This window comes from Modicisalibacter radicis (genome assembly GCF_900961225.1).
In the GTDB taxonomy this organism is placed as follows: domain Bacteria; phylum Pseudomonadota; class Gammaproteobacteria; order Pseudomonadales; family Halomonadaceae; genus Modicisalibacter.
Genome location: NZ_CAAHFN010000052.1, coordinates 1 through 23,219 on the forward strand (window position 1 = coordinate 1; position 23,219 = coordinate 23,219).

Here is a 23,219-nt window from a genome sequence, read left to right on the forward strand (position 1 = left end):
TGACTACACCTGCCACGAAGGAGGACGAGCCCTCACACGACCCTGAACCTGTTCCGATGAAAGAGCACTGATAAAAACCGGACAATCTGAAGTGATGAAATCCGGACAGCCTTCAATGGCGTTGACAAGCACCGAAGCCGCGCCACTGGGAAGATCGTATCAAGGAGCGCCAGACCTATGTCCGCAAGGCCTGGCTGATGACGGCCAAGGACATGGCCCAGGGCTGCGTCCCCGAGGAACAGGAGCTTGCCAAGCGTATCGCGGCTTGTGTGAGCTCCGCGCCGCCGATGAAGACAGAGCGACACGAACTCCAGGAGAAGGTAGCGGGGCAGCTACAGCGTGCTCAATCGCGTCAGGGGACAGAGAAGAGAAGGAAGCAGGATCACCAAGATGAACGATAGGTTAGTCTTTGCAGACAAACTGTTGTTACAACATAACGGTAGAAACTTTCATCCCCTAGAAATTTCAGCAGCCCATCCGGGCATTTAAGTAAAATTTATTATCTTCCTTGGTGGCATCTCGGCAGAGAGGCCGAACTACAGTTTCCGGCATATGGCCAGAATGAGGATATCCGGTTGCATTTCCCATGGTGATCTTCGTTAAGGGCACCGAGCTGCGGATCGCCTCCATTGAGCCTTCCAGGTTGAACCTGCCGCCCACGACAAGGCTGCCGCGAAGGCTTCGTTTAGATAGCAGATACGGGTAGATGTGTCCATTATTCAAATAGATGGCGCTGCCTAGGCACATATTTTACATCCTTTCTCAATGTTTTTATTGACTTTTTTTTATATTGTGGCTAGAATTTCCTTTGATTTTGTTTGTTAGTCACTTTGTAGAGGGCGAGGGCGTGGAGCTGTCGAATGAGATGCTTGAAGTCGCAAGGCTTGCGCTTGAGGGTAAGACCTCCGACGTGAGGCTTTATCTGGCTAAATTAATTCGCAAAATGCGAAAAGAAGATCCTGCATATGCTTCTAAACTAGAGAACCTTTTGAAGTCAGAGCCAGCAAGATCAAATGGTGTATTGCGGAAAACAAATTCTAAAGAAGAAAGCTTCTATCAAGGAGAGGGGCTTTCCCTGCTTCGTGACTTCCAAAGTAAAAATGAATCTGCTCCGTTACTTGATAACTCTGTAAAAGTTCTTCTTCAGCAAATTGTGATGGAGCGGAAATGCTCTGAAGAGTTGGAAAAGAATGGGCTTTATCCTACCAGTTCTATAATTTTTCAGGGGCCACCGGGTGTCGGGAAAACGATGACTGCTCATTGGCTTGCCCGTGAGCTTGATTTGCCTCTGTATATATTGGACCTCACTGCTGTTATGAGCAGTTTGCTGGGAAGGACTGGAAGTAATCTAAGGTCAGTACTTGATTATGCTAAAAGCCACCCCTGTGTGTTATTTCTTGATGAAATAGACGCTATCGCTAAAAAAAGAAGCGATGAGTCAGATGTTGGTGAGATAAAACGCCTAGTCAATGTTTTGCTTCAAGAAATTGAGGATTGGCCACATCAGGGTGTTTTAATTGCAGCTACAAACCACCCAGAGCTTGTAGATCCCGCTCTTTGGAGAAGGTTTGACTTGGATATTGGTTTTGAGCTGCCAAGTGAAGAGAATGTTAGGAGGGCCGTTGTCGAGTTTTTAGGTGACGATATTGAGAGCTTTTCTAATATAGTAGATCTTCTTGTTGATAGTCAGAAGGGCGAGTCCTATAGTAATATCAAAAGAACTGTAAACAAACTTAGGAAGCTAAAACTGATAAGTCCTAAAGAGTTTGAGAAGAATTGTGTTCATTATTTGTCTCCAAGTGTGAGCGAGATGTCTCGACAAGAAAGAATTTCGTTTGCAGTAAAGCTAGTGTCAGATTTCTCTTTCCCGAAACAGAAAGCTGCTAAACTTCTCGGCGTTAGTCGAGATACTATACGTAAAAAATTAGAACAGTCTTGTGCGTAAGGGGCTACGATGGCAAAAAAAACTAATTATCTTATCGGAAAAGCTGAGGAGCTGGCGAAAATAACCCCTCCGCCAAAAATGAACCCACAGAGTAGGGATCTATATACAGTTGAGGAAGTCGTAGAGAGGTTAGCTCCGCAGCTCGAAAGAGTTAATAGGGAGCTATCTGATCTTGACGAAAAGCTGTGCCCTAGAGGGTATGGCGTAGCGAAAATGACACTGCACCCGTCATTCATTGCAAAAGGACATTTTCCTAAGCAGCTTATTCGGGACATGGGGGTTAGGCCTATTGGGAGCAAAGCTGCAGAGGTTAAGCCCGATAAGTGGATGAGAAAGGGGGCTCCAAAACCTTCACCATCCACGACTATATTCATTGCAGGGAAACTTGATAAGTTTGCTGAATTTGGGAGAAAGCTTCGCGGGGTTGATAAAGACTATTATGCAATCGATGACTTAATGAAGGTGTGGAGCTTTGAGAGCATTTCCGAAAGCTCAAAAATAAAGGATAACCCCGCTTCAAAGCCAGGGTATTTTGAAGTGGGAGTGCACCTAATTCCTGGTGGGTCTACAGACTTCATAAAGCAGTCGTTTATCTCTCATGCGGAAAGCCATGGGTTTGAAGTGAGAGATGATATTTCCATCGAAGTCTCGAATCTATGGTTTGTACCGGTAATTGGAGATTCAGAACTGGCCGTAGAGCTTGCTCGGCATTCTTTTGTTAGAGTAGTTCGACCAATGGCGCCACTGCGATCATTTAGGCCACTAGTCCGCTCCTTGCCAGGTTCATCAAGGGCCAAGCTGCCTTCAGCACCACCCCTAGCATCTGATATACGTGTAGCTATATTGGATGGAGGCCTACCAGAATCTCATTCTTTAGTCCCTTGGTTGAATGAATACAAGCTGTCTGATCCGAGTTCGAACGATTACCCAGGAGGGGTTGAGCATGGGCTTGGTGTAACGTCAGCCTTTCTGTTCGGCCCCTTGAGTCCAGATGAGGAGGCTCCTCGCCCTTACACATTTGTTGATCACTATAGGGTATTAGATCATGATATTTGTGGAGAAGATCCTCTTGAGCTTTATAGAACTCTAACGCATATCGAAGATGTTCTTATTTCTCGTCAGTATGAGTTTATTAACATCAGTCTTGGGCCTGACTTGCCAATTGACGATGATGAAATACATCCATGGACTACACTTTTAGACTCTTATCTTTCTGACGGACAGACATTTTTAACGGTCGCCGCTGGAAATAATGGTGAAAGCGATAGTGCATTGGGGTTGAATCGAGTGCAGGTTCCTTCCGATAGTGTAAATGCAGTTGCTGTTGGAGCATCTGATAGAGTTGACGAAAATTGGAATAAAGCTATTTATAGCGCATCTGGACCTGGACGGGCTCCCGGCAGAGTAAAACCAGATTTGTTAGCTTTTGGGGGCTCGCATCATCAGTACTTTCATGTGCTGAATGGTGAAGGAGATTCAATGATTGTACCTCAGCAGGGTACAAGTTTTTCCTCCCCTTATCTTCTTCGTAAAGCCGTTGGTATTCGTGCTTTATTTGGAGATAATGTGACTCCTCTTGCAATAAAGGCACTTTTGATTAACTCGGCAAAAAGGAATGCTCAATCTCAGTACCAAATTGGCTGGGGTATGGTTTTAGATGATGTTGGTGCTTTAATCGAATCTCCAGAAGGCGTGGCTAAAATACTTTATCAGGGAGAGCTGCTTCCTGGAAAATATTTGAAAGTTCCTGTCCCGCTTCCGAAAATGGGGGTGAGCGGCATGGTTAAAATAAGTGCCACTTGTTGTTTTTCAACGCATGTGGACCCACAAGATACGTCTATGTACACAAAGGCGGGCGTTGAGATTTCATGGATACCTAAGAAAGGAAAAAATAAAGAGTCTTTTTTTCAACAAGTAAAAAAGGCTACTGAAGCCGAGCTGAGGAGAGATGCAGCAAAATGGGAAACAGTTTTACATGCGGAAAAGAGAAAAAATGGAAATAAGTTGGACGAGCCAGCTTTCGAAATACATTATATGGCGAGAGACTCAGGGGCGGAAGTGAGTGCAAAAAGTGCTGAAGTTATAAAGTATGCTTTTGTTGTCACGTTAGAGGCTCCAAAACACAAAGAGATCTTCTCTGATATACTTGATGCATATTCGGAAGTTCTTTCTGAAATTGAGCCAAGAATAGTATCTGATGTTGAGGTTGGAGTATAAAACTTGTTTGTGATTTATTAATGGCGCCAGTTTGGCGCCATTATATTATGAGGTGTCATGATTAGTGAAATCGTGATTAATTTTCTGGATTTTGTGAAAGGAGTTCTGAGTTGTACCAAAATACGGAGCTGACAACGGTACATCCGCGGTACACACACCAGCTTCGTGTGCTATTCTTAATATTCGCTAAACTACTGATTCTAAAGAACTGTACCTTTCGCTCGATTACGGTTGCTTTTCCTTGAATATCAGTAACATATTGATTTAAAAGCGAACTCATAATCCCCGGGTCGCAGGTTCGAGTCCTGCTGGGCCCACCATAAATCAATCGCTCTCGGTTCATTTCCCTGCCTTTTTCTTCCGCTTTACCCTTGTGTCGAGAAAGTTTCCACGCTTGGGTTGCGTATCGCGCGATGAACGCGAAGACGCCTTGCCCGATGCAAGACGAACCAGAACGCTTTCATGACGATCAGGGTCACGACTGCTCGGGGTCAAACGCCTGGCCAAAGCGATCCCAGTAGGGGGGATCGCCGAAATAGCCCTCCAGGAAGTCGACGAAGCACCGCACCTTGCTCGCCAGCAGCTGGCGATGGGCATACACCGCATAGAGCGACATTGGCTCGGGCTCATGCCGTGGCAGGACGATCCGCAGTTTTCCTGACTCGATCGCGGCGCCCGAGATGAAGGTGGGCTGCAGGACGATGCCGGCACCGGCGATGGCCGCCTCGACCAGCACATCGCCGTTATTGCTGACCAGGCCGCCGTCACTGTGTTGGCCACGACCTGGCAATCCCCGGAAGGCCGACTCGCCGGTGTCCGGCTCCATGTAGCTGTAGTGCAGATAGCGATGTGCCTTGAGATCTTCCGGTTGGTGGGGGGTGCCGTGCTGTTGCAGGTACCCGGGCGAGGCGCAGAACACCACGCGTACCGGGGCGATCCGCTTGGCGATCAGCGAGGAGCTCTTCAGGTGGCCGATCCGCAGGGCGATGTCGAAGCCCTCTTCGACGATGTCGACCTTGCGATCGTTCAACTGGAGGTCGATGCCGACGCCGGGGTGGGCGCGTTGAAAGTCGCCCAGTAGCGGTGCCAGGTGGCGGGTGGCGAAGGACACCGGGGCACTGATCCGCAGCAGGCCCCGGGCCTGGGTGTGCAGGTCGTCGAGCTGATGCTCCATGTCGTCGATGTCGTTGAGTACCTGCTGCGCGCGCTGGTGATAGTGCCTGCCAGCTTCGGTCAGGTGGATCTTGCGAGTGGTGCGGTTGAGCAGGCGCACCCCCAGGTGCTGCTCGAGTCGCGAAACGTACTTGCTGACGAGCTGGGGGGACGTTTCCAGTCGCTCGGCGGCGTGGGTAAAGCTGCCTTCGCCGACCACGGTGACGAAGGCGCGCATGGCATCGATACGGTCCATCGCTCACTCCGGGGGCAGGGGTGTCCAGATTATCAACAAAGCGTTGTTAAAAAGCCAATGACCGTCATCTTATTCTGCTTTTTCGGTGACAGTAGAGTGGCGTCATCGCTCGGGGGAAGGGCCCTCGGGACACGACGACAGCGCAAGAGGCGAGGTGACGCTCATGAACACGCAATTCGTACGGACCCTGTTCCACTCGCGAGGCGGTATCGCCGCCCTGGTCCTGCGGGTGCCGGTGGGGCTGATCCTGGCCGCTCACGGTTCTCAGAAGCTGTTTGGCTGGTTCGGTGGCTATGGGCTGGAAGGGACAGGGCAGTGGATGGCGAGCATCGGTCTGGAACCGGGCCAACTGATGGCGTTGATGGCCGGCGGTGCCGAGTTCTTCGGCGGGCTGGCGCTGGTACTGGGCCTGCTGACTCGCCCGGCGGCGCTGGTGGTGGCCTTCGCGATGCTGGTGGCCATTTTCTCCGTGCATGTCGGCAATGGCCTGTTCATCGCCAACAACGGCTTCGAGTACGCCCTGAGCCTGTTCGTGATCACGCTGGCCCTGGCAATCCAGGGCGCGGGCCGGTTCTCCCTGGATGGCTTGCTGATGGCGCGCTTCGCGGATGCCGGAGTCGTGCCGGCCGGGCCCGGCGCGATCTGAAATTAACCGATGACGTCACGGCCGTGGAGCGTGACGGGAGGAACCGTAGCCATGAGCACCACCACCGATGTGCTTTTTATTTCCCATGGCGGCGGGCCGCTGCCGTTGCTGGGCGACCCGGACCACCGTGAAATGGTGGAGCGGCTCACCGAGATCGCGGGCCGGCTGCGCAAGCCCGCCGCCATCCTGGTCGTCAGCGCCCATTGGGAGGAGTCGCTGCCGACCATTACCTCGGGGGCCAACCCGGGGCTGATCTACGACTACTACGGTTTCCCGCCCGAGTCCTACGAGATCGAGTATCCCTGCCCCGGCGAACCGGCGCTGGCGCGGCAGGTCCACCAGGCGCTGGAGCAGGCCGGAATATCGGCACGGCTCGATGACCGGCGGGGCTTCGACCATGGGCTGTTCGTGCCCCTCAAGCTGATGTACCCGGCGGCGGACATACCCTGCGTGCAGCTGTCGCTGGTCGACAGCCTGGATGCCGCGACGCACCTGGCCATCGGCAGGGCGCTGCAGGCGCTGGACGTCGACGATCTGCTGGTGATCGGGTCCGGTTTCTCCTTCCATAACATGGCGGCGTTCTTCGCGCCCAGCAGTCCGGCCACCGAGGCGCGCAACCAGGCCTTCGAGGACTGGCTCGAGGCGACCTGTACCGACACGCGAATCGAGGAATCGGTGCGGGCCGAGCGCTTGATCCATTGGGACCGCGCTCCCCACGCCCGTTTCTGCCATCCCCGGGAGGAGCATCTGATGCCGCTTCATGTGTGCTACGGCCTGGCGGGCAGACCCAGCGAGCCATCCATCGTCGCCACGATCCTCGGGAAGAAGGCGGGGATGTTTCATTGGAAGGTGCCCGCGTGAAGATAAACCACCTGCTGCACGAGGTCCCGCATGGCGCCGTCGTTTTTATGTGCCCCGGCTCTTCGATGCCTTATGCCGACATGAAGTCGTTCCAGCGCCGGACCAGGTAGTTGTGCTCGTCCATGACCGTGTTCCACACGGCGATACGGCTCATGCGCGTCAGGTAGTCTCCGCCATCGCGGATCTCGCCCCGGTGAATCAAGCCGCTGGCGCCGGAAGGGTCGGCAAGGTCCTCGGCGGCGGGCTTGCCCGCGTACCAGTAGTCCCATTCGGCGGGCGACAGGTGGGGGCGGGTCAGTTCCGGGGTGGAAATGTAGTAGCCCTGGCGGGCCATGACGGCACCGGGCCAGCCGGAAATCCACCAGTTGAGGTAGTCATAGGCGGCATCGAGCGTGCGGCCCTTGGCGTGGCGCGAGATCGACATGCCACCGTACCAGGCGCGGTAGCCTTCCATGGGCGAGGCCATGCGAACCTTGATGTGGCGCTTCTTGAGGTTGGTCATGGCGGGTGACCAGAGGCTCTCGATGCCGACCCGGCCGCGTGCCATGTCCGAGGAGGCCTGGTCCTGGTTGCTCCAGAACGTCCGGAAGTGCTGTTGGCGCTTGAGGGTGATCAGGCAGTCGATGAGGCTGTCGATCTCTCCCACGCTGAGGTCGCCAAGATCCTTGAACTCGACCAGCCCCGCCGCCTGGGCGGCCATCGCCGCGTCGATCGCGCCGATGGCGCTGTCGTTCTGCAGGCTGACCATGCCCCGCCAGCGCTTGTCCAGCAGCCAGGCCCAGCTCTCCTGATCGCGACTCAGCCCGTCCGGCAGCATGTCCAGGCGATAGCCGAAGCTGTCCGCGTTATGGCTGACCGGCAGCATGGTGATGTGGCCGCTGGGCCGGGAACCGCAACTGCCATCGGGCTGGATGTAGAGACGGTCGACGGGGTTGCTGCCGGCACCCAGCGGCGCGTGGGGCGTCAGGCGCCCGGTCTTCGGCAGGGCGTTGATCTTGTCCCAGTTGTCGATGCGCGCGATGTCGATGGGCTGGATGGCGTTGGCCGGCCACACGAAATCCACGTTGTGGAACCACTGGTCGTAGATGTCGAAGCTGTCCGGGGCCAGCACGCCGGCCCGTTGCGCGGCGACGCCGTCGAGCACGTCGAACGTCAGCCGAATGCCCAGGTCGGCTCGCGCTTGCCGGCGAATGCTCTCCAGCAGCGTGACCGAGGTGCCCAGCACGCGCAGGTTGACCGGGCCGCGCTGGACGTAAGGCCCGCCCGAATCGGATGAGGGGACGGCATTAGGCATGGGAAATCCTGGGGCAAGGGTGGTCGCTCACAGCGCTCATGAAGGCAACCAACGAGTCTGCCACGCGCCTGGCCGTGATGCCACGCGTGATGAAGATGAGCTCCGAACGGCGGTCGTCGTCGGGCCAGGCTTCGACATGCTCGGGGGGATGGATGGTGTGCTGTACGCCGTGCAGGACGACCGGCCGGTGGTCGTCCCTGACGTGCAGCACCCCCTTGACCCGCATGATGTCGTTGCCGTGGCGATTGAGCAGCATCGAGAGCCACAGGCCGAAGCATGTCCAGTCCAGCTCGCCGTCGAAGGCCAGGCGGAACGAGTGCACGTCGCCCAGGTGGCCGTGCGTCTCGGGGCCCGCCGGTTCGCGCCAGGGGCCGAGCCATGTCTTGACCCGGGCGCGGGTGAAGCGCTCGAGATGGGGGCCGCTGGCGAACAGCGTGTCGCTGGGCTGGTCCAGGGCCTCGCGGCCCAGCCGCTGTGCCGCGGGGTTGATGGCGTTCAGCAGGTCATGGACGCGCTCGATTCGCGCCGTGTCGACCAGGTCGGTCTTGCTGATGACCAGCTTGTCGGCCACCGCGACCTGCGCTTCCCACACGGGATGGTGCTGGCGGCTGTCGATGGCGTTGACGGCATCGACCAGCGTGAGGTTGGTCCCCGGGCGAAGATGGTGGCGCAGCACGGGGTCGGCGGTAATGGTGGAGGCGATCGGGCCGGGATCCGCCAGCCCGGTGGTTTCCAGCACGATTCGCTGGAACGCGGGAATCTCGCCGTTCTGCCGTTGTGACAGCAAGCGCCGCAGGGCGTCCGACAGCTCGCCGCGGATCGTGCAGCAGACGCAGCCGCTGGCAAGCAGCACCGCATCCTCGGCGATCTCGCCGAGCAGCCGGTCGTCGAGGCCCACGTCGCCGAACTCGTTGATCAGCACGGCGCTGTCGCCGAAGGCCTCGCTGTCCAGCACCGACTTCAGCAGCGTGGTCTTGCCGCTGCCCAGAAAGCCCGAAATCACATGCACCGGTAGCAACGCAGTCGTGTCGCTCATCGAGAATCTCCTCGCCGGGGGAGGTTAGCCGCCCTTGGCAGACACTGGGCCGTCAGCCCAGGGAGGCCAGGAATGCCGCATCCAGGGGATCGAGCTCGCGCCCGCTCAGTTGCTCGGCCTGGCGCCAGACGCCGCCCAGGTCCTCGACGATCTCCCGCTTGCCGGTGGCGGTGGCCAGCACGAAGCTCGACGCCTGGAAGTCCTCGATCGCCAGACGCTGCGGGCCGAGCACGCGATTGATCAATCGGGCGCGGTAGGCGCGGGCCCGACGACGCTCGTGATGGGCCTGCTCCGGGTCTTCGATATGCGTGCTCCAGTGATTGTCGCCGCCGAGGGCGCCACAAAGTCCGCACATGGGATCTCCTTGAAGGTGGGTGGAGTTACTGCCGGCTTACCGGTCGTTGCTCAGGCATCCATCGATGGCCAGTGCCGCCCGCAATAATGACTCGTCCTCGCCGCGGGGGGCGCTGAACTGGAGGCTGGTGTGTTGGCCTTGCTCGTCGAGCCCGCTCGGCATCGCGATCGCCGGGGAGTCGAGCAGGCTGGCCACCATGCTGAGACGCAGCGTGGCGAGATTGACCTCCGCAAAGCGCTCGGGGTCCGCTTCCAGTGGCGCCAGGACAGGGGCGACGTGCGCCACGGTCGGGGTCAGCAGAATCGCCCCCGCCAGTTCCTGATGAAGGCGAGCCTGGAGCGCCCGACGCTGGCGATACAGGGTCACGACGCTATTCGGCGTCATGCTTCGCGCGGCCAGCAGTCGCTGCCGCACGCGAGGGTCCATGCGCTCGGCCTCGTCGCGCTCCAGGAGGTCCCGGTACTCGGTATAGGCTTCCGCGGCGCCCAGCCAGCCGTGGCGCTGGATGAGGCCCAGGGTGTCGCCGACGCTGGCAATGGGGCGCCTGATCACCCGAAAGCCGGCCCGGGCCAGCCGCTCGGCGCTGTTTTCCAGGTTCTGTCGCACGCCCGGTGCGAGGCGCTCGTCGTCGAGGCAGGTCGTGTCGAGCACGATCACCGTATGCCCGGGATCAGCCGGCTCCCGGGGCTGTAGCGTCTTGCCGCGCAGGAGGTCGTCGATGGCCAGGCAGTCCGGCAGGGAGGTCGCGATCGCGCCGATGGTGTCGAGACTCTCGGCGAGGGGCGTGACGCCCAGGCGGTCGTGGCGGGCCCGGGAGGGGCGGTAGGCAACCAGGCCGTTGAAGGCGGCGGGGATGCGCAGCGACCCCGCGGTATCGGTCCCGATGGCGGCCGGGACGATGCCCTTGGCCACGGCGACCGCCGAGCCCGAACTCGAGCCGCCGGGAACCCGGGGCTCCGACCTCGCCGGCGTGTGGTGAGGGGTCCCGTAATGCGGGTTCAGGCCCAGGCCGGAGTAAGCCAGCTCGGTCAGGTTGGTCTTGCCGATACACACCATGCCGCTCCCCGTGGCATGGCGGACCGCCGTGGCGTCGTGGCTGGCGGGCGCCTTGGCGAGCACCCGGCTGCCGGCGGTGGTCAGCGTCCCGGTGATGTCGAACAGGTCCTTCCAGGCCAGCGGGACGCCGTCGAGGGGGCTCAGCGGGATGCCGAGCTGGCGGCGGCGGGCGGCCGCCTCGGCTTCCGCCAGGGCGCGATCCGGCGTCAGTGAGATGAACACCGCGTCGCTGGCACCGGCCTGGTCCAGACAGTGCTGCGCCAACGCCACCGGGTCGATGTCGCCGTCCTGGATGGCCTGGCCGATGGCCAGCGCGGTGCGGGATAAGGAATCCATGGGTTGTCTCCCGATTGTGCGGGCGTCACCCAGGCGACGCCCGCTGACGTTCAGCGATCCTCGCGCTTGAGCGCCGAGGCAGGAATGTCGTCGGTACGCAGGCGCTCGAAGCGTCCCTGCTCGGTATAGACCCAGTTGCGCCCCACCGACGTCGCCAGGAAGCGGTCATCGAAACCGGAGGCCAGCTCTTCCTGAGGGTAGCGGCGGAGGATCCAGCCCTTCATCAGTACCAAGTACACCACGAGTGCCGTGACGAAGCCGACGGCATAAGCGTACTCGAGAAACACCAGCGCCATGGCGCCGCCCGCCACCCAGGCGATGAGGCCGGCCGGATTGAAGCCGTTGGCGAAGCGGAATTGGCCCTGGGCATCGAAGAGTGCCGGCACGTTGAGGCGCCGGCGTCGCAGGAGGTAATAGTCCGCCACCATGATGCCGCCGACGGCCGAGAGTATGGCGCCGTAGTAGCTGAGGAAGGTGAACAGGTGGTCGAGGATCAGCCAGGGCATGGAGGCGGTGCCGATCACCCCGGCGATGACCAGCGCGACCGGATAGCTGACGCGTGGTGCCCCGGCGTTGACGAAGGTGAGCGCGGCGGGAATCAGGTTGGCCGCGTTGTTGGTGGACCACTGGGCGAGGATCACCATCAGCAGCAGCGCGATCAGGGTCAGGCCGCCGCCTTGCCCCTGAATGACCGTGACCGGGTTCCAGTCGCCCGCGGCGATGAAGGAAACCCCGCCGATCAGGGCGATCCAGGCTTGCGTGGCGGGCAGCGCCAGGAACTGCGCCACGAACACGTTACGGTTGCGGGCGAAGAAGTTGCGCTCGCCACCGGGCGCGCGCAGAAAGCGCGTCAGGTTGGGGATGTCCACGGCCAGCGCCGACCAGAAGGCCATGTTGGCGAAGAACAGCCCCAGGGCGGCGACATCCTGGTCGCCGACGAAGGTCCAGATGTTGATGCCCTGGGTCTCGGCCAGCACGTCGAGGGTGAAATACATCCACACCGAGATGGCCACGATGCAGGGCGCCGCTATGGAGGCCAGCAGCTCCACGGCGCGAATGCCGAGCGCGGTGTTGGCGATCTGCACGACGGCGAACAGCGCGTACCACAGGATCCAGTTATCGAACCCCCAGAGGTACTCGACGATGCCGTTGAGGGCCAGCGCGCCGAGGTAGGTCTGCACGCCGAACCAGATGGCGGCGACGATGCCGCGCGACACCGCGGGCAGGTGGGTGCCCTTGATCCCGAAAGGGGCACGCAGGTAGACGGCGAAGGAGAGGCCATGCTCGGTGCCGATATCCGCCGTGAGGCTCATGACGACGCCGAGCACGAGGTTGGCGAAGAAGATGATGGCCACGACGTGGAGTAGCGGCAGGCCGGCGACGCCACCGGCGCCAAGCTGGAAAGTCGCGATGATCACGGCCATGCCGATCCACAGCCAGATGAAGCCGAAGAAACCGATGGTTCGCTGGTTGAGCCAGACGGGCAGGATGGCGGCTTCGAGCAGATGTTGCCGAGCGCTGCCGCCTTCGATGGGGTTGCTGGGGTCGTGGATGCGTTGTTGATGGGCCACTGCCGCGTTCCTCGAGGTGTTGTGTGTTTGTTGTAGGCCGGCATCATTCGGTGGCAAGGCTCCGAGCATGCCGTTCGGCAATTGCAGTATGAATACAAAGATCATTTTTTGCCAAGAGTTGGCGAGCCGGTTGCGCAAGGCTGGCTCCAGGTTTTTTTGTAATCACCTGTTTGGTAATTGTTTTTTATTTTCCCGCGAATATGAGTTGTGTGGGAAAATGGCACCTGGTCTCATTGGTCGTTTTTCTTGATCTCGAAAGGCATGGGGGGAAGTGTCAAAATGGGCCGGCGCCCCGTGATGGGGCGTCATGCGCTGAACGAGCCGAGCCAGGCGTGCGTGAGGTGCGAGTCGATGACTTCAGGGAGGAGTGGGTGCTGGCCACTGCAGACAGTTCGAACAGGCAGCCGGAGGGGCGTGCGCCTCGCTATGTCATGATCCAGGAGGCGTTGCGCGAGGCCATCCAGGCGCGGCGCCTGCCTTCCAATCAAATTCTGCTCGAAGGGCCTATCGCCCGGCTTTTTGGTACCAGTCGCGGCCCGGTTCGCAAGGCGCTGGAGCTATTGCACGAGCAGGGGGTGATCAGTCGTTTCGAGGGGCGGGGCTTCCTGGCGACCCCGGATCCCGAGTCGGTGAAGCCGATACGCGACCCCCTGACGCCCGAAATGCTGGGGCTGGGCGCCGACGAACGGCCTGCCGTGGATACCCGGTCGGCCGCCGATCGCATTTATGCCCATGTCGAGGAGGCCGTGGCAACCTGCCTGGCCTTTGGTCATTTTCGCATCATCGAGACCGTGCTGAGCGACTATCACGGGGTCAGTCGTACCGTGGCCAGGGAGGTGCTGGGGCGGCTGCGCAACCAGCGGCTGATCGAGAAGAATCGGCATTCGCATTGGCTGGCCGGCCCGTTGACGGCCCAGGCGGTGGCCGAGGACTATGAAATCCGCGTGTTGCTGGAGCCGGCGGCGCTCAAGGTCTCCGGGCCCCTTCTGGATCGCGCCGAGCTGGAAGCGATGCGGGAGGCGGTTCAGCGCTTGATCGATCATCCGGATCTCCAGAACGCTGCCGCCATCACCCGGCTGGAGCAGGATCTGCATCAGCGCTGCCTGCGCCTCTACCCCAATCGCAAGGCCCGCGAGATGATCGGCCAGAGCCAGCTTCCGGTCATCGTCAATCGCATCTTCTTCCAGACGCTGGGCGTGCCGCCGGACGAGCCGCTGCTGATGGAGCACAAGCTGGTCCTGGACCATCTGCTGTTCGGCGCCTTCGACGCGGCGGCTTCCAGCCTGCAATCGCATCTTCAGGCAGCGGCCGAGCGCTCCCGTCGCAGGCTGAAGGTGCTGTCGGTCTTCCCCGAGCCCAGCCTGCCTCCCTACCTGCTCAAGATCACCTGAGCCTCTCCCCGCTTCTCCGTTTCCGTTTCTCTCCTGTGCGTCCCTGAGCGACGGGGCGTCACGTCGTTGTCGCCTGTCGCAAGTGTAAAAATGACTTTTATGTTCATTGTTAAGGAAATGACTCTCCATCAGGCGAATTGACACTGCTCGTTCCTGGTCGAGGTCGAGCGCAAGATCGCTTCGTTGGTCGCTTTCTGCCCGCGCTTTCGCCTATATATCGGCTCTTTATCCTGGTTGTTCCAGTTAATTCAGTGTTTTTATCTAAAATAGCAGGCCTTCCGAGCAAGAAAAGCGAAGGGGTGTGCAATAGGACCGTCTTGACAAGAATGACCTATGTATCCAATCTTCAATCAGTCGGCGGCCCTGACGGCTGTCGTCTATACCAGCACACCCCCTCCAAGACTCAACAACGAGGTGTTCAAGATGGCCAAGAAAGAGATCCTCTGCGCATTCGGTGTCGACGTTGATGCCGTGGCCGGCTGGCTCGGTTCCTATGGTGGCGAGGATTCGCCCGACGATATTTCCCGCGGCCTGTTCGCCGGTGAAGTCGGTGCGCCACGCCTGCTCAAGCTGTTCGAGCGCTATGACCTCAAGACGACCTGGTTCATCCCCGGCCACAGCATCGAGACCTTTCCGGAGCAGATGAAGGCCGTCGTCGATGCCGGGCACGAGGTGGGCGTTCACGGCTATAGCCATGAAAACCCCATCGCCATGACCCGCGAACAGGAACGCGACGTGCTCGACTACAACATCGAGCTGGTGACCAACCTGTCCGGCAGGCGGCCCACCGGCTACGTGGCGCCCTGGTGGGAATTCAGCCCGGTGACCAACGAGCTTCTGCTCGAGCGTGGCATCAAGTACGACCACAGCCTGATGCACGACGACTTCCATCCCTACTACGTGCGCGTCGGCGACTCCTGGACCAAGATCGATTATTCCAAGCCCGCCAAGGAGTGGATGAAGCCGCTGGTTCGAGGCCAGGAAACCGATTTGATCGAGATTCCCGCCAACTGGTATCTCGACGACCTGCCGCCGATGATGTTCATCAAGAAATCCCCCAACAGCCATGGCTTCGTCAGCCCCCGTCATCTCGGCGAGATGTGGCAGGACCAGTTCGACTGGGTCTACCGCGAGAACGATTACGCGGTCTTCACCATGACCATCCACCCCGACGTTTCCGGGCGCCCCCAGGTGCTCATGATGCTCGAGCGTCTGATCGAGCACATGCAGAGCCATGAAGGCGTGCGTTTCTGCACGTTCGACGAGATCGCCGACGATTTCGCCAGTCGCAATCCGAGGAAGTAATCCCCCGGAATCGCTTTTGAATCACCACACAACGACAATCGAAAAGAGGGTGACGTCGATGACCGAGCCAACCTCAAGCGTTTCTTCCCCAGGGCTTCGCGACAATACCGACGAGCCGTGGAATAGAGTCATCACCAAGAAACAGATCGGCTATGCCTCGCTGGTCTGCTTCATCGCCTGGGTGGCGTCGGTCTACGACTACACCCTGTTCGGCACGTTGTTGCCCGTCATTGCCGACGACTTCGGCTGGAGCACGGCCAAGGCCACGGCGGTCAATACCTGGGCGACCATCGGGGTCTTTTTCGTGTCACTGGTGGTCGGCACCATGCTCGACCACTTCGGGCGCAAGAAGTCGCTGATCCTGCTGGTGATCGGCGGGGCGGTCAGCTCCGGGTTGTCGGGGATCGCCATCGGGGCGGCCTCGCTGGTCATCATCCGGGCCTTTTCCGGCTTCGCGGTCTCCGAGGAGGTGGTCAATGCCGTCTACCTCAACGAGATCTACAAGAAAGCCAAGGGGCGCGGCTTCATGTACAGCCTGGTCCAGAGCGGCTGGCCGGTCGGCGCCTTGTTGGCGGCGGGGATGACCTCGCTGTTGCTGCCCGTGGTGGGCTGGCGCGGCAGTTTCTTCGTCGCGGCCTGCGCCTCGATCATCGTCATCGTGATGGCGTTGAAGCTGCCGGAATCGCCGATATTCGCGGCGATGAAGGAGGTCGAGCGGCGGCGCAAGTCAGGGGATGCCGAAGGCGCGGCGAGGCTGGCCGCCGAGCACGATGTCGAGGTCAATACCGGCAATAACCTGGGGCTGAAAGGGGTACTGGTGCCGGAACTGCGTCGGCATACCATCTCCTTGTCGCTGGTCTGGCTGTTCAGCTGGATGGCGATTCAGGTCTTCGCCGTCCTGGGCACGACGGTACTGGTAGAAGCCAAGGGCGTGAGTTTCGAAAGCTCGTTGTACGTGCTGATCCTGGCCAACGCGGTGGGCTTCGTGGGTTACCTGACCCACGGCTGGGTGGGCGATCGCATCGGTCGTCGCAACACGGTGCTGATGGGCTTTCTGCTTGGCGGTGTCGCTAGCTTGTTGATGCTGCTCGGCCCCGCCAGCGATGGTTACGTCTATCTGATGTATGCCGTCACGCTGTTCTTCCTGCTGGGGCCGTTCGCCGCCATCCTCTTCTACATGGGTGAATCCTTCCCGCCCCATGTGCGCGGCACCGGTGCCAATGTGGCACACGTGATGGCGCCGGTGGGAGCCATCGTGGGCTCGGGGCTGGTATCCCTGCTGTTGACGATGGGGGTCACCATGACCTGGGCGGCCATCCTCGCCGGTTCCCTGCCGTTGATCCTGAGTGGGCTTCTGATGTTCGGAACCCGTCACGTGGACCATCGCCAGCATGATGCGATCGAGGAGGCAGTGGCATGAATGCGTTGACACGAGATGACGGTCTGGCGGGCAAGGTCGTGATCGTTTCCGGCGCGGCCAGCGGGATCGGCCAGGCCCTGGCGGTCAGCTACGCCCGGGCCGGCGTCAAGGTGGTGGCGGGCTACTACCCGGGCGACCCCCACGACGTGGAGGAAACCGTCTCGGCGGTGAGTGATGCGGGTGGGGAATGCCTGGCCGTGGCGCTGGACGTGCGTGATGGCGAGCAGTGCGATGCCTTCGCGCGGGCGGCCGTCGACCACTTCGGCCGTCTGGATATCGCCGTGGCCGGTGCCGGTATCCTGCGTCAGGCATCGCTCGAGGATCTCACGGACGACGCGTGGAACGACATGCTGTCGGTGGACCTGACCGGGGTGATGCGCGTCTTTCGCGGGGCTTCCCGGGTGATGACCGGGCCCGGGGCGATGGTCGCCATCTCCTCGATCGCGGGCGGCGTCTATGGCTGGGACGATCACGCCCACTACGCGGCGGCCAAGAGCGGCCTGATGGGGCTGGTGAGGTCGCTGGCGGTAGAGCTCGCGCCTCGCGGGATACGCGTCAACACCCTGATACCCGGCCTGATCGAGACCCCGCAATCGCTCGATCCGGTCAACTCGCTGGGGCCCGATGGCCTGGCTGCCGCGGGTGACATGATCCCGGCGGGTCGGGTGGGGCGCGCCGAGGAGGTCGCGCGCGCGGTGCGCTTTCTGACGAGCGACGATGCGTCATACGTGACGGGGCAGCAGCTGGTCGTCGATGGCGGGCTGACCGTGCGCTGGCCGAGCTGATTGACTAGGGAGGCGAGGCCATCGTCTCGTCTCCGGCTCTCAATAGACGGGATACTCTCATGACACGAAAACTCCAGGGCCAAGTCGCCCTCGTGGTGGGTGGCGGCAGTGGCATCGGCCGCGCCATCGCTGAATGCTTCCATGCCGAAGGTGCCACGGTCGCTCTGGCCGACTTCAATCTAGAGGCGTGTCACCAGGTGGCCGATCACCTCGGGACTCGCGTCACGACGCATGGCGTGGACGTGGCCGACGAGGAAGCGGTGCAGGCCATGGTCGGCGAAGTCCTGAAGGCCCATCGGGCTATCGACGTACTGGTCAATTGCGCCGGCATTCTGGACGAGACCCCCTTGCTGGAGATGTCCACCGCCACCTTCGACCGCATGATTGGCATCAACCTGCGGGGCGTCTTCCTGGTCAGCCGCCAGGTCGCGCCGCACATGGTCGAGCGCAAGCGTGGGCGGATCATCAACATCGCCTCGCAGCTGGCGCTGAAGGGCGGCGTCGGGCTCGCCCACTACTGCTCGGCGAAAGCGGGCGTGCTGGGGCTGACCAAGGCCATGGCCCACGAGCTGGCGCCCTTCGGGGTGCTGACCAATGCCATCGCCCCCGGCCCTATCCTGACGCCGATGCTGCAGGGCCTGAGCCCTCAATGGATCGCCGCCAAGGAGGCCGAGCTGCCGCTGGGCCGTTTCGGCAAGGCCGAGGAGGTCGCGCCGACGGCGCTGATGCTGGCCGCCTCGCCGGACGGCGATCTCTACGTTGGCCAGACCCTGGGGCCCAACAGCGGCGACGTGATGTAGTCGCTCGGGAGCGCGTCGGTGCCCGACGGCACCGGCCTTATTGAGTTCCCTCGAACATGCGATGGCGGGCGTTGCCTATATGGGAGCGCATGGCGGCTTCGGCGCGCTCCGCATCCTTGTCGGCGATGGCCTCGACGATGGCCAGATGCTCATCCTGAACCAGTTTCAGTCGCTCCCGCGATGCCATCAGCGAGGGTCGCCGGGTCAGGTTCATGCCCTCCTTGATACTCTCGTTGAGGGGGTTCACTCTTTGGCGCCGGTTGCACCAGCGCATCGCACAGTACCATCATTGGGTGAGACGGCAACGAGCCACAGGGTCGTTGCTTCCATGTCGCTCAGCGACTATCCACAACTGTAAGGCTAGGGCACGGGAGCGTCGCCAGAACACCAGTCGAACCAATTCCTGGCCTCGACCTCGATGAGAAAGGGGGCATCAGCAGGACGGCTCTCGAGTGCTTTGACCAGCTCAGGAGGTGAATTAACCTGTGTGGCCTGACAGCCGAACCCACGGGCTATCGTGATGAAATCAGGTGCTTGAATGTCGACGCCCAGGCGCTTGACGCCATTCTCATCCATGTAACGACGAATCTCCTCATACCCCTGGTTATGCCAGAGCAGAATCACCACGGGCAGCCGGTATTCGACGGCAGTGGCCAATTCCGCGAGGGTGAACATGACGCCCCCATCTCCGACCAGGGCCATGATAGGCAGGTCCGGTTGGCCAATCTGGGCCCCCAGGGCTGCTGGCAGGCCGTAACCCAGTGTGCCGTAGCCAGTAGACGAATTGAAGAAGTGTCGGGGGGCCGGTAGCGCCAGCAAATGGTTGGCAGCATAAACTGGAGCGGTGGAATCGCCCACCCAGATGGCGTTCGGCAATGCCGAGCGCAGGGTGTTACACAAAGGGACGAAGGGGGAGAAGGCGGGGCCCCGGACAAGGTTCAGCGCTTCACGTGTCATGCTGGCGCGCTCAAGGCCATTCTTGTCCAGCGGGGCCGGGAAGTATTCGAGGAGCCTCGTCAGTGCTTGCGCCGCATCGCCGATCAGGCCCAGCGACAACGATTGGTTGCGTACCAGTTGCTGTGCATCCAGGTCGATACGAATCAGTCGGCCGGTGAGTGCGAAACCGTCATCGAAGACCACGTCGTAGTCGGTCTCGCCAAGCTCGGTGCCGATGGCAAGGATGACATCGGCTTCATGTGCCAACCTGCGCACGGCCGGCAGCCCCGTATTGGCGCCCAGGTCCAGCGGATGTGCATCACCCAGTAGGCCCTTGGCGTTGATAGTGGTCGCCGTCGGCGCATCGAGGCGAGTGACCAGCTCTCTAGCCGCCTCGGGGGCTTTCACGCAGCCGCCGCCGAGGAGCACCAGTGGACGCTGGGCATCATGCAACCATTGAGCCGCTTTAGCCAGTCCGGCGGGGTCGGGTGCCGGTGGGTAAATCATCGGTGCAGCCCACTCCTCGGGTGGGCTAACGGGGGAATCGAAGAGATCGATGGGGATCTCGATATGCACCGGCCCTGGACGCTGGCCCTGAAAAACGGCGAAGGCCCTGGCCAGGGTTTCGGGCAGGCCAGCGGGATCGAGCAGGGTGTGGCTGAAGCGTGCCACGCCCGACACCAGACCCTGCTGACTCTCAAGCTCATGCAGACGGCCCTGGCCGCGACCTAGGGTATCCCGACGGTTGACGCTCGAGATAACCAGCATGGGTACCGAGTCAGCCAGTGCCTGGCCCATGGCAGTAGCGATGTTGGTCATGCCGGGTCCGGTGATGATCAAACAGACGCCGGGTTTGCCGGTCGCACGGGCATAGCCGTCGGCCATGAAGCCGGCGCCTTGCTCGTGGCGTGGCGTGATGTGACGCACGCCGCTCTCCTCGAGTCCTCGGTATAGCTCCACGGTATGTACACCGGGGATACCGAAGAGTGTATCGACGTGGTAGCGATCGCGCAGGAGGTGAATGAGTAATTCTGCACAGGTCATGTCATAACTCCAAAAGCGAGCGGTTTTGGCGTTCTCACGAGTTAAGCGACGGGGGGCGGCCCTGCCAGGTGGCCTCCAGACCAGCGTTCGACAATATAAGATCCCGGTCATAGATTGGCTGACCCTGAAGAAAACTCATTTCGACCTCTGTACGGTGCAGGTTACCTCTCACCTCACGAGAGAATGGATTATGGTCCAGCACGATTAGGTCTGCCGATTTGCCCACTTCAAGAGAGCCGGTCTCATCCTCCAGACCCATCGCGTAGGCGCCGTTGATCGTGGCAACGCGGATAGCCTCTTCGAGGCTGATCGGTGTGCCGAAGCGTTCCTCGCCAGACTCCCAAGGGTTCTGACGTGTCACGAGAGTCTCCAATGCCAACCAGGGGTCGATGGATGCCACAGGGAAGTCGGTACCGAAGACTGCCACGCCTCCGGCGTCCAACACACCGCGCAGGTTGTAAGCGCGCGACAGGCGCTCCGGTCCATAACCTGCACGGGCGCCCGAGGTGAAGCGTGAGGGATACCAAGCGGCCGGTGAGAATTCGGCGATAACATCCAACTCGGCGAAGCGAACGAGGTTATCCTCGTGCAGAATGGTGCTGTGGGCGCATTGGTGGCGCACGCCACTGGGCCCATTGATGCGCCGAGTGGTTGCCACGGCATCCAGGAATAGATCGGAAGCGCCATCACCAGTGCAATGGGCAATGACCCGTATGCCACGGCGATCCATATCGACCAGCATGTCGCGTAGATGCTCGGGTGTCAGATTGATTTTGCCGCGCCAGTCTTCCCCGGTCTCCCAGGGCGTGAGCAGGAAAGAAGAACGAGGCTCCACGGTACCGTCGAAGTGGAACTTGACGGCGTTGGCGTTCAGGCGACTACTGGCATAATAGTGACGCTCCCCACAGAGCAACTCCCAGCGCCGCTTGACTGGAAAGATGTCGTCCTGCCAGCTGATGGCCGCTTCTACGCGCAGACTCAACTGGCCGGTATCATCGAGTTGCTTGAGAGCAGCCAGACGCTGTTCACACACGTGGACATACTTGGTCGCAGTGACTCCGCGGCTGGTCTGGAAATGCAGGCCTTCTTGATAGGCTTTGCGCAGTACCTCCACGGGCGTGGGGGGCATGGCCGCATGGATCATGGCGTAGGCGCCGTCGATCATCAGCCCGGTGGGCTCGCGGGTCAGGGGGTCGCGTTCCATATAACCATTACGCGGATCCGATGTGTGACGGTCGATACCGGCCAAGGCCAGCGCTTTGCTATTGACCATCATGGTGCCCCACATTCGGTCGAGGATGGCCACGGGGCGGTCGGGCATGAAGCTATCCAGCCACTCTCGGCCTGGTGTCAGGCCGGCCTGACGAAAGGTGTAACGCACGAAATAGGCGCCATGTATCCAGCCATCACCGGGATGGTGGGCGGCGTAATCGAGGATAGCCTGCTTGACCTGAGCGGGGGTGGGGTCTTCGAGGCCGATCTTGAGCGAATCGTCATACTTGGCGGCCAGCCCTAAGTCTGGGTGGGTGTGCATATCATGCAGGCCAGGCATGACGAAGCGGCCATCCAACGGGATCACGCGCGTATCAGGACCGATCCATTCGTTAACGGTAGTGTCGTCCCCTAGCGCGCACAGCCGACCTCCGGCCATGGCCAATGACTCGGCCCAGGGTTGTGCCGGATCGAGCGTATAGATCTTGCCCCCTCGTAGCACGATGTCGGCATGGCACGGGGCGGGCACATGGCTGGAACGCCAGGGGTCGAACATGACTATCACCTCCATTGTTGTGCAAGATTCACCATAAAGCAGAGCAAAGCTCCGTTAGGTGGTAATTTCTTGCTTCTGAGGTGAGCGATCTTGGCGTGTTTGCTCGTTTAAGCGGACGGGACGGAAGCGCCCAGCAAACCTCCCAGAAGCTTCTTGGTCCAGTCACTGAATGCCTGCACATTGGGGTCATCCAACCGGCTGTGCGGTGTGACCAGGTAGTAGGCGCGATCGCTGGGAATCTTCTCGCTAAAGGGGCGTACCAACTGGCCATGACGCAGACTATCTCCACACACCACGTCATCGCCGATGGCGATTCCTTGGCCGGATAATGCTGCCTGAAGCACTAACAGAACGTTCGAGAAGTAAAGACCGGACTCCACTTTGATCTGGTTCTTGTTCGCGCAGGCCGCCAGCCAGAGTTGCCAGTCGTGAGCATCATGTAGATGCAGCAGGGTGGCGCGATCCAGATCGCGTGGGTGGGCGATATCGAGTTCGTTGAGTAGTGTCGGGCTACACACAGGATGATACATCGGCTGCGCTAACAGCTCGACATGCTGATCAGTATATACGCCATCGCTGAATACCACGAAGAGATCGAAATTGGGCTGATTGACTGTTTCGTCTTCACGGTTGGTGCTCAAATGCAGCCGAATGGTGGGGTAAGCGCGGTAGAAATCGTTGATGTAGCGACTGATGACGCTCGCGGCGAAGCCAGGCGGCACGCAGACATGCAAATGCCCATTATATTCTTGGTCCGGCAGATTGGCGTGGATCCGTTCCAGGCTCTGCAGTACTCCCCTGACCTCACTGGCGTAAAGCTGGCCTGCTGGGGTCAAGATCACGCCGCGTCCTCTACGTTCGTATAGGCGAATATTGAGCTGGCTTTCCAGCAGCTTTAGCTGATGGCTGATGGCGCTGCGGGTCAGGCTGAGATAGTCAGCAGCCTCGGTGAGGCTGCCCAGCTTTGCCAAGGCATCGAAGGCACGCAGGGCCTGCAGCGAGGGGAGGTGATTGACTGATTGTTGAGCCTTTTTGACCATTGAGA

General features: G+C 60.1%; 19 protein-coding genes. 9 read left to right on the plus strand and 10 right to left on the minus strand.

Annotation, left to right across the window (positions count from 1 at the left end):
- The first annotated feature begins 865 nt into the window (after window positions 1-865).
- A complete protein-coding gene (locus HR9077_RS04875) occupies window positions 866-1,945 on the plus strand; it encodes an ATP-binding protein (RefSeq protein WP_244613038.1) in 1,080 nt (359 codons plus the stop codon).
- Window positions 1,946-1,954: 9 nt separating this feature from the next.
- The gene (locus HR9077_RS04880; protein WP_136065721.1) at window positions 1,955-4,162 is read left to right on the plus strand and encodes a S8 family peptidase; all 2,208 of its coding nucleotides are present in this window, start codon (window positions 1,955-1,957) and stop codon (window positions 4,160-4,162) included.
- Window positions 4,163-4,637: 475 nt separating this feature from the next.
- Here HR9077_RS04880 and HR9077_RS04885 read toward each other — a convergent pair whose 3' ends face one another.
- The gene (locus HR9077_RS04885; protein WP_136065723.1) at window positions 4,638-5,570 is read right to left on the minus strand and encodes a LysR family transcriptional regulator; all 933 of its coding nucleotides are present in this window, start codon (window positions 5,568-5,570) and stop codon (window positions 4,638-4,640) included.
- 163 nt (window positions 5,571-5,733) lie between these two features.
- Here HR9077_RS04885 and HR9077_RS04890 point away from each other — a divergent pair, with 163 nt between their 5' ends.
- Together HR9077_RS04890 and HR9077_RS04895 are read left to right on the plus strand one after the other, a co-directional pair.
- Window positions 5,734-6,216 carry a DoxX family protein gene (locus HR9077_RS04890; RefSeq protein WP_136065724.1) on the plus strand — a complete coding sequence of 161 codons (483 nt, stop codon included), beginning with the start codon at window positions 5,734-5,736 and terminating at the stop codon, window positions 6,214-6,216.
- A gap of 51 nt (window positions 6,217-6,267) precedes the next feature.
- Window positions 6,268-7,077, plus strand: a complete 810-nt coding sequence (locus tag HR9077_RS04895; protein WP_136065726.1) for a DODA-type extradiol aromatic ring-opening family dioxygenase — start codon at window positions 6,268-6,270, stop codon at window positions 7,075-7,077.
- Window positions 7,078-7,147: 70 nt separating this feature from the next.
- Here HR9077_RS04895 and HR9077_RS04900 read toward each other — a convergent pair whose 3' ends face one another.
- From HR9077_RS04900 to HR9077_RS04920, 5 genes are read right to left on the minus strand one after another with little or no spacing between them, the layout of a single operon-like run.
- On the minus strand, window positions 7,148-8,371 hold the full coding sequence (locus HR9077_RS04900) for an ABC transporter substrate-binding protein (protein ID WP_136065728.1): 1,224 nt from the start codon (window positions 8,369-8,371) through the stop codon (window positions 7,148-7,150).
- Window positions 8,364-9,407 carry a CobW family GTP-binding protein gene (locus HR9077_RS04905; protein WP_136065730.1) on the minus strand — a complete coding sequence of 348 codons (1,044 nt, stop codon included), beginning with the start codon at window positions 9,405-9,407 and terminating at the stop codon, window positions 8,364-8,366. The genes HR9077_RS04900 and HR9077_RS04905 overlap by 8 nt, the downstream gene beginning before the upstream one ends.
- A 52-nt stretch (window positions 9,408-9,459) precedes the next feature.
- Window positions 9,460-9,762, minus strand: a complete 303-nt coding sequence (locus HR9077_RS04910) for a hypothetical protein (protein ID WP_136065732.1) — start codon at window positions 9,760-9,762, stop codon at window positions 9,460-9,462.
- 36 nt (window positions 9,763-9,798) lie between these two features.
- Window positions 9,799-11,154, minus strand: coding sequence for an amidase family protein (locus HR9077_RS04915; protein ID WP_136065734.1), 1,356 nt, complete (start codon window positions 11,152-11,154; stop codon window positions 9,799-9,801).
- Between the two features lie 50 nt (window positions 11,155-11,204).
- Complete coding sequence (locus HR9077_RS04920) at window positions 11,205-12,725, minus strand: NCS1 family transporter (RefSeq protein WP_244613040.1); 1,521 nt, start codon at window positions 12,723-12,725, stop codon at window positions 11,205-11,207.
- A gap of 332 nt (window positions 12,726-13,057) precedes the next feature.
- On the opposite strand from HR9077_RS04920, the gene HR9077_RS04925 reads away from it, so the two are divergent.
- The 5 genes from HR9077_RS04925 to HR9077_RS04945 all read left to right on the plus strand — a co-directional run bounded on the left by HR9077_RS04925 (window position 13,058) and on the right by HR9077_RS04945 (window position 18,426).
- Entirely contained in the window at window positions 13,058-14,116 is a 1,059-nt protein-coding gene (locus tag HR9077_RS04925) for a GntR family transcriptional regulator (RefSeq protein ID WP_210725861.1), read from the plus strand.
- 333 nt (window positions 14,117-14,449) lie between these two features.
- Window positions 14,450-15,421, plus strand: a complete 972-nt coding sequence (locus HR9077_RS04930; RefSeq protein ID WP_244613041.1) for a polysaccharide deacetylase family protein — start codon at window positions 14,450-14,452, stop codon at window positions 15,419-15,421.
- Between the two features lie 58 nt (window positions 15,422-15,479).
- The gene (locus tag HR9077_RS04935) at window positions 15,480-16,841 is read left to right on the plus strand and encodes an MFS transporter (protein ID WP_136065738.1); all 1,362 of its coding nucleotides are present in this window, start codon (window positions 15,480-15,482) and stop codon (window positions 16,839-16,841) included.
- Window positions 16,838-17,626, plus strand: coding sequence for an SDR family NAD(P)-dependent oxidoreductase (locus HR9077_RS04940; RefSeq protein WP_136065740.1), 789 nt, complete (start codon window positions 16,838-16,840; stop codon window positions 17,624-17,626). The genes HR9077_RS04935 and HR9077_RS04940 overlap by 4 nt, the downstream gene beginning before the upstream one ends.
- Before the next feature lie 59 nt (window positions 17,627-17,685).
- Entirely contained in the window at window positions 17,686-18,426 is a 741-nt protein-coding gene (locus HR9077_RS04945) for an SDR family NAD(P)-dependent oxidoreductase (protein ID WP_136065742.1), read from the plus strand.
- 37 nt (window positions 18,427-18,463) lie between these two features.
- Here the strand turns inward: HR9077_RS04945 and HR9077_RS04950 are convergent, their stop codons facing one another.
- From HR9077_RS04950 to HR9077_RS04965, 4 genes are all read right to left on the minus strand, one after another.
- The gene (locus HR9077_RS04950; RefSeq protein WP_244613043.1) at window positions 18,464-18,673 is read right to left on the minus strand and encodes an FCD domain-containing protein; all 210 of its coding nucleotides are present in this window, start codon (window positions 18,671-18,673) and stop codon (window positions 18,464-18,466) included.
- A 113-nt stretch (window positions 18,674-18,786) separates the two neighbouring features.
- Window positions 18,787-20,406 (minus strand): 5-guanidino-2-oxopentanoate decarboxylase, encoded by a 1,620-nt coding sequence (locus HR9077_RS04955; RefSeq protein ID WP_136065746.1) that lies wholly within the window; start codon window positions 20,404-20,406, stop codon window positions 18,787-18,789.
- A gap of 34 nt (window positions 20,407-20,440) precedes the next feature.
- Window positions 20,441-22,174 carry an amidohydrolase gene (locus tag HR9077_RS04960; protein ID WP_136065748.1) on the minus strand — a complete coding sequence of 578 codons (1,734 nt, stop codon included), beginning with the start codon at window positions 22,172-22,174 and terminating at the stop codon, window positions 20,441-20,443.
- A 107-nt stretch (window positions 22,175-22,281) separates the two neighbouring features.
- Window positions 22,282-23,214: a LysR substrate-binding domain-containing protein gene (locus tag HR9077_RS04965; RefSeq protein WP_136065750.1), complete on the minus strand. Its 933-nt coding sequence runs from the start codon at window positions 23,212-23,214 to the stop codon at window positions 22,282-22,284.
- Window positions 23,215-23,219 lie beyond the last annotated feature (5 nt).

Coding starts and splice junctions, on each gene's coding strand:
- HR9077_RS04875 (WP_244613038.1), top strand. CDS start 866: ATGCTTGAAGTCGCAAGGCTTGCGCTTGAGGGTAAGACCTCCGACGTG.
- HR9077_RS04880 (WP_136065721.1), top strand. CDS start 1,955: ATGGCAAAAAAAACTAATTATCTTATCGGAAAAGCTGAGGAGCTGGCG.
- HR9077_RS04885 (WP_136065723.1), bottom strand. CDS start 5,570: ATGGACCGTATCGATGCCATGCGCGCCTTCGTCACCGTGGTCGGCGAA.
- HR9077_RS04890 (WP_136065724.1), top strand. CDS start 5,734: ATGAACACGCAATTCGTACGGACCCTGTTCCACTCGCGAGGCGGTATC.
- HR9077_RS04895 (WP_136065726.1), top strand. CDS start 6,268: ATGAGCACCACCACCGATGTGCTTTTTATTTCCCATGGCGGCGGGCCG.
- HR9077_RS04900 (WP_136065728.1), bottom strand. CDS start 8,371: ATGCCTAATGCCGTCCCCTCATCCGATTCGGGCGGGCCTTACGTCCAG.
- HR9077_RS04905 (WP_136065730.1), bottom strand. CDS start 9,407: ATGAGCGACACGACTGCGTTGCTACCGGTGCATGTGATTTCGGGCTTT.
- HR9077_RS04910 (WP_136065732.1), bottom strand. CDS start 9,762: ATGTGCGGACTTTGTGGCGCCCTCGGCGGCGACAATCACTGGAGCACG.
- HR9077_RS04915 (WP_136065734.1), bottom strand. CDS start 11,154: ATGGATTCCTTATCCCGCACCGCGCTGGCCATCGGCCAGGCCATCCAG.
- HR9077_RS04930 (WP_244613041.1), top strand. CDS start 14,450: ATGTATCCAATCTTCAATCAGTCGGCGGCCCTGACGGCTGTCGTCTAT.
- HR9077_RS04935 (WP_136065738.1), top strand. CDS start 15,480: ATGACCGAGCCAACCTCAAGCGTTTCTTCCCCAGGGCTTCGCGACAAT.
- HR9077_RS04940 (WP_136065740.1), top strand. CDS start 16,838: ATGAATGCGTTGACACGAGATGACGGTCTGGCGGGCAAGGTCGTGATC.
- HR9077_RS04945 (WP_136065742.1), top strand. CDS start 17,686: ATGACACGAAAACTCCAGGGCCAAGTCGCCCTCGTGGTGGGTGGCGGC.
- HR9077_RS04955 (WP_136065746.1), bottom strand. CDS start 20,406: ATGACCTGTGCAGAATTACTCATTCACCTCCTGCGCGATCGCTACCAC.
- HR9077_RS04960 (WP_136065748.1), bottom strand. CDS start 22,174: ATGTTCGACCCCTGGCGTTCCAGCCATGTGCCCGCCCCGTGCCATGCC.
- HR9077_RS04965 (WP_136065750.1), bottom strand. CDS start 23,214: ATGGTCAAAAAGGCTCAACAATCAGTCAATCACCTCCCCTCGCTGCAG.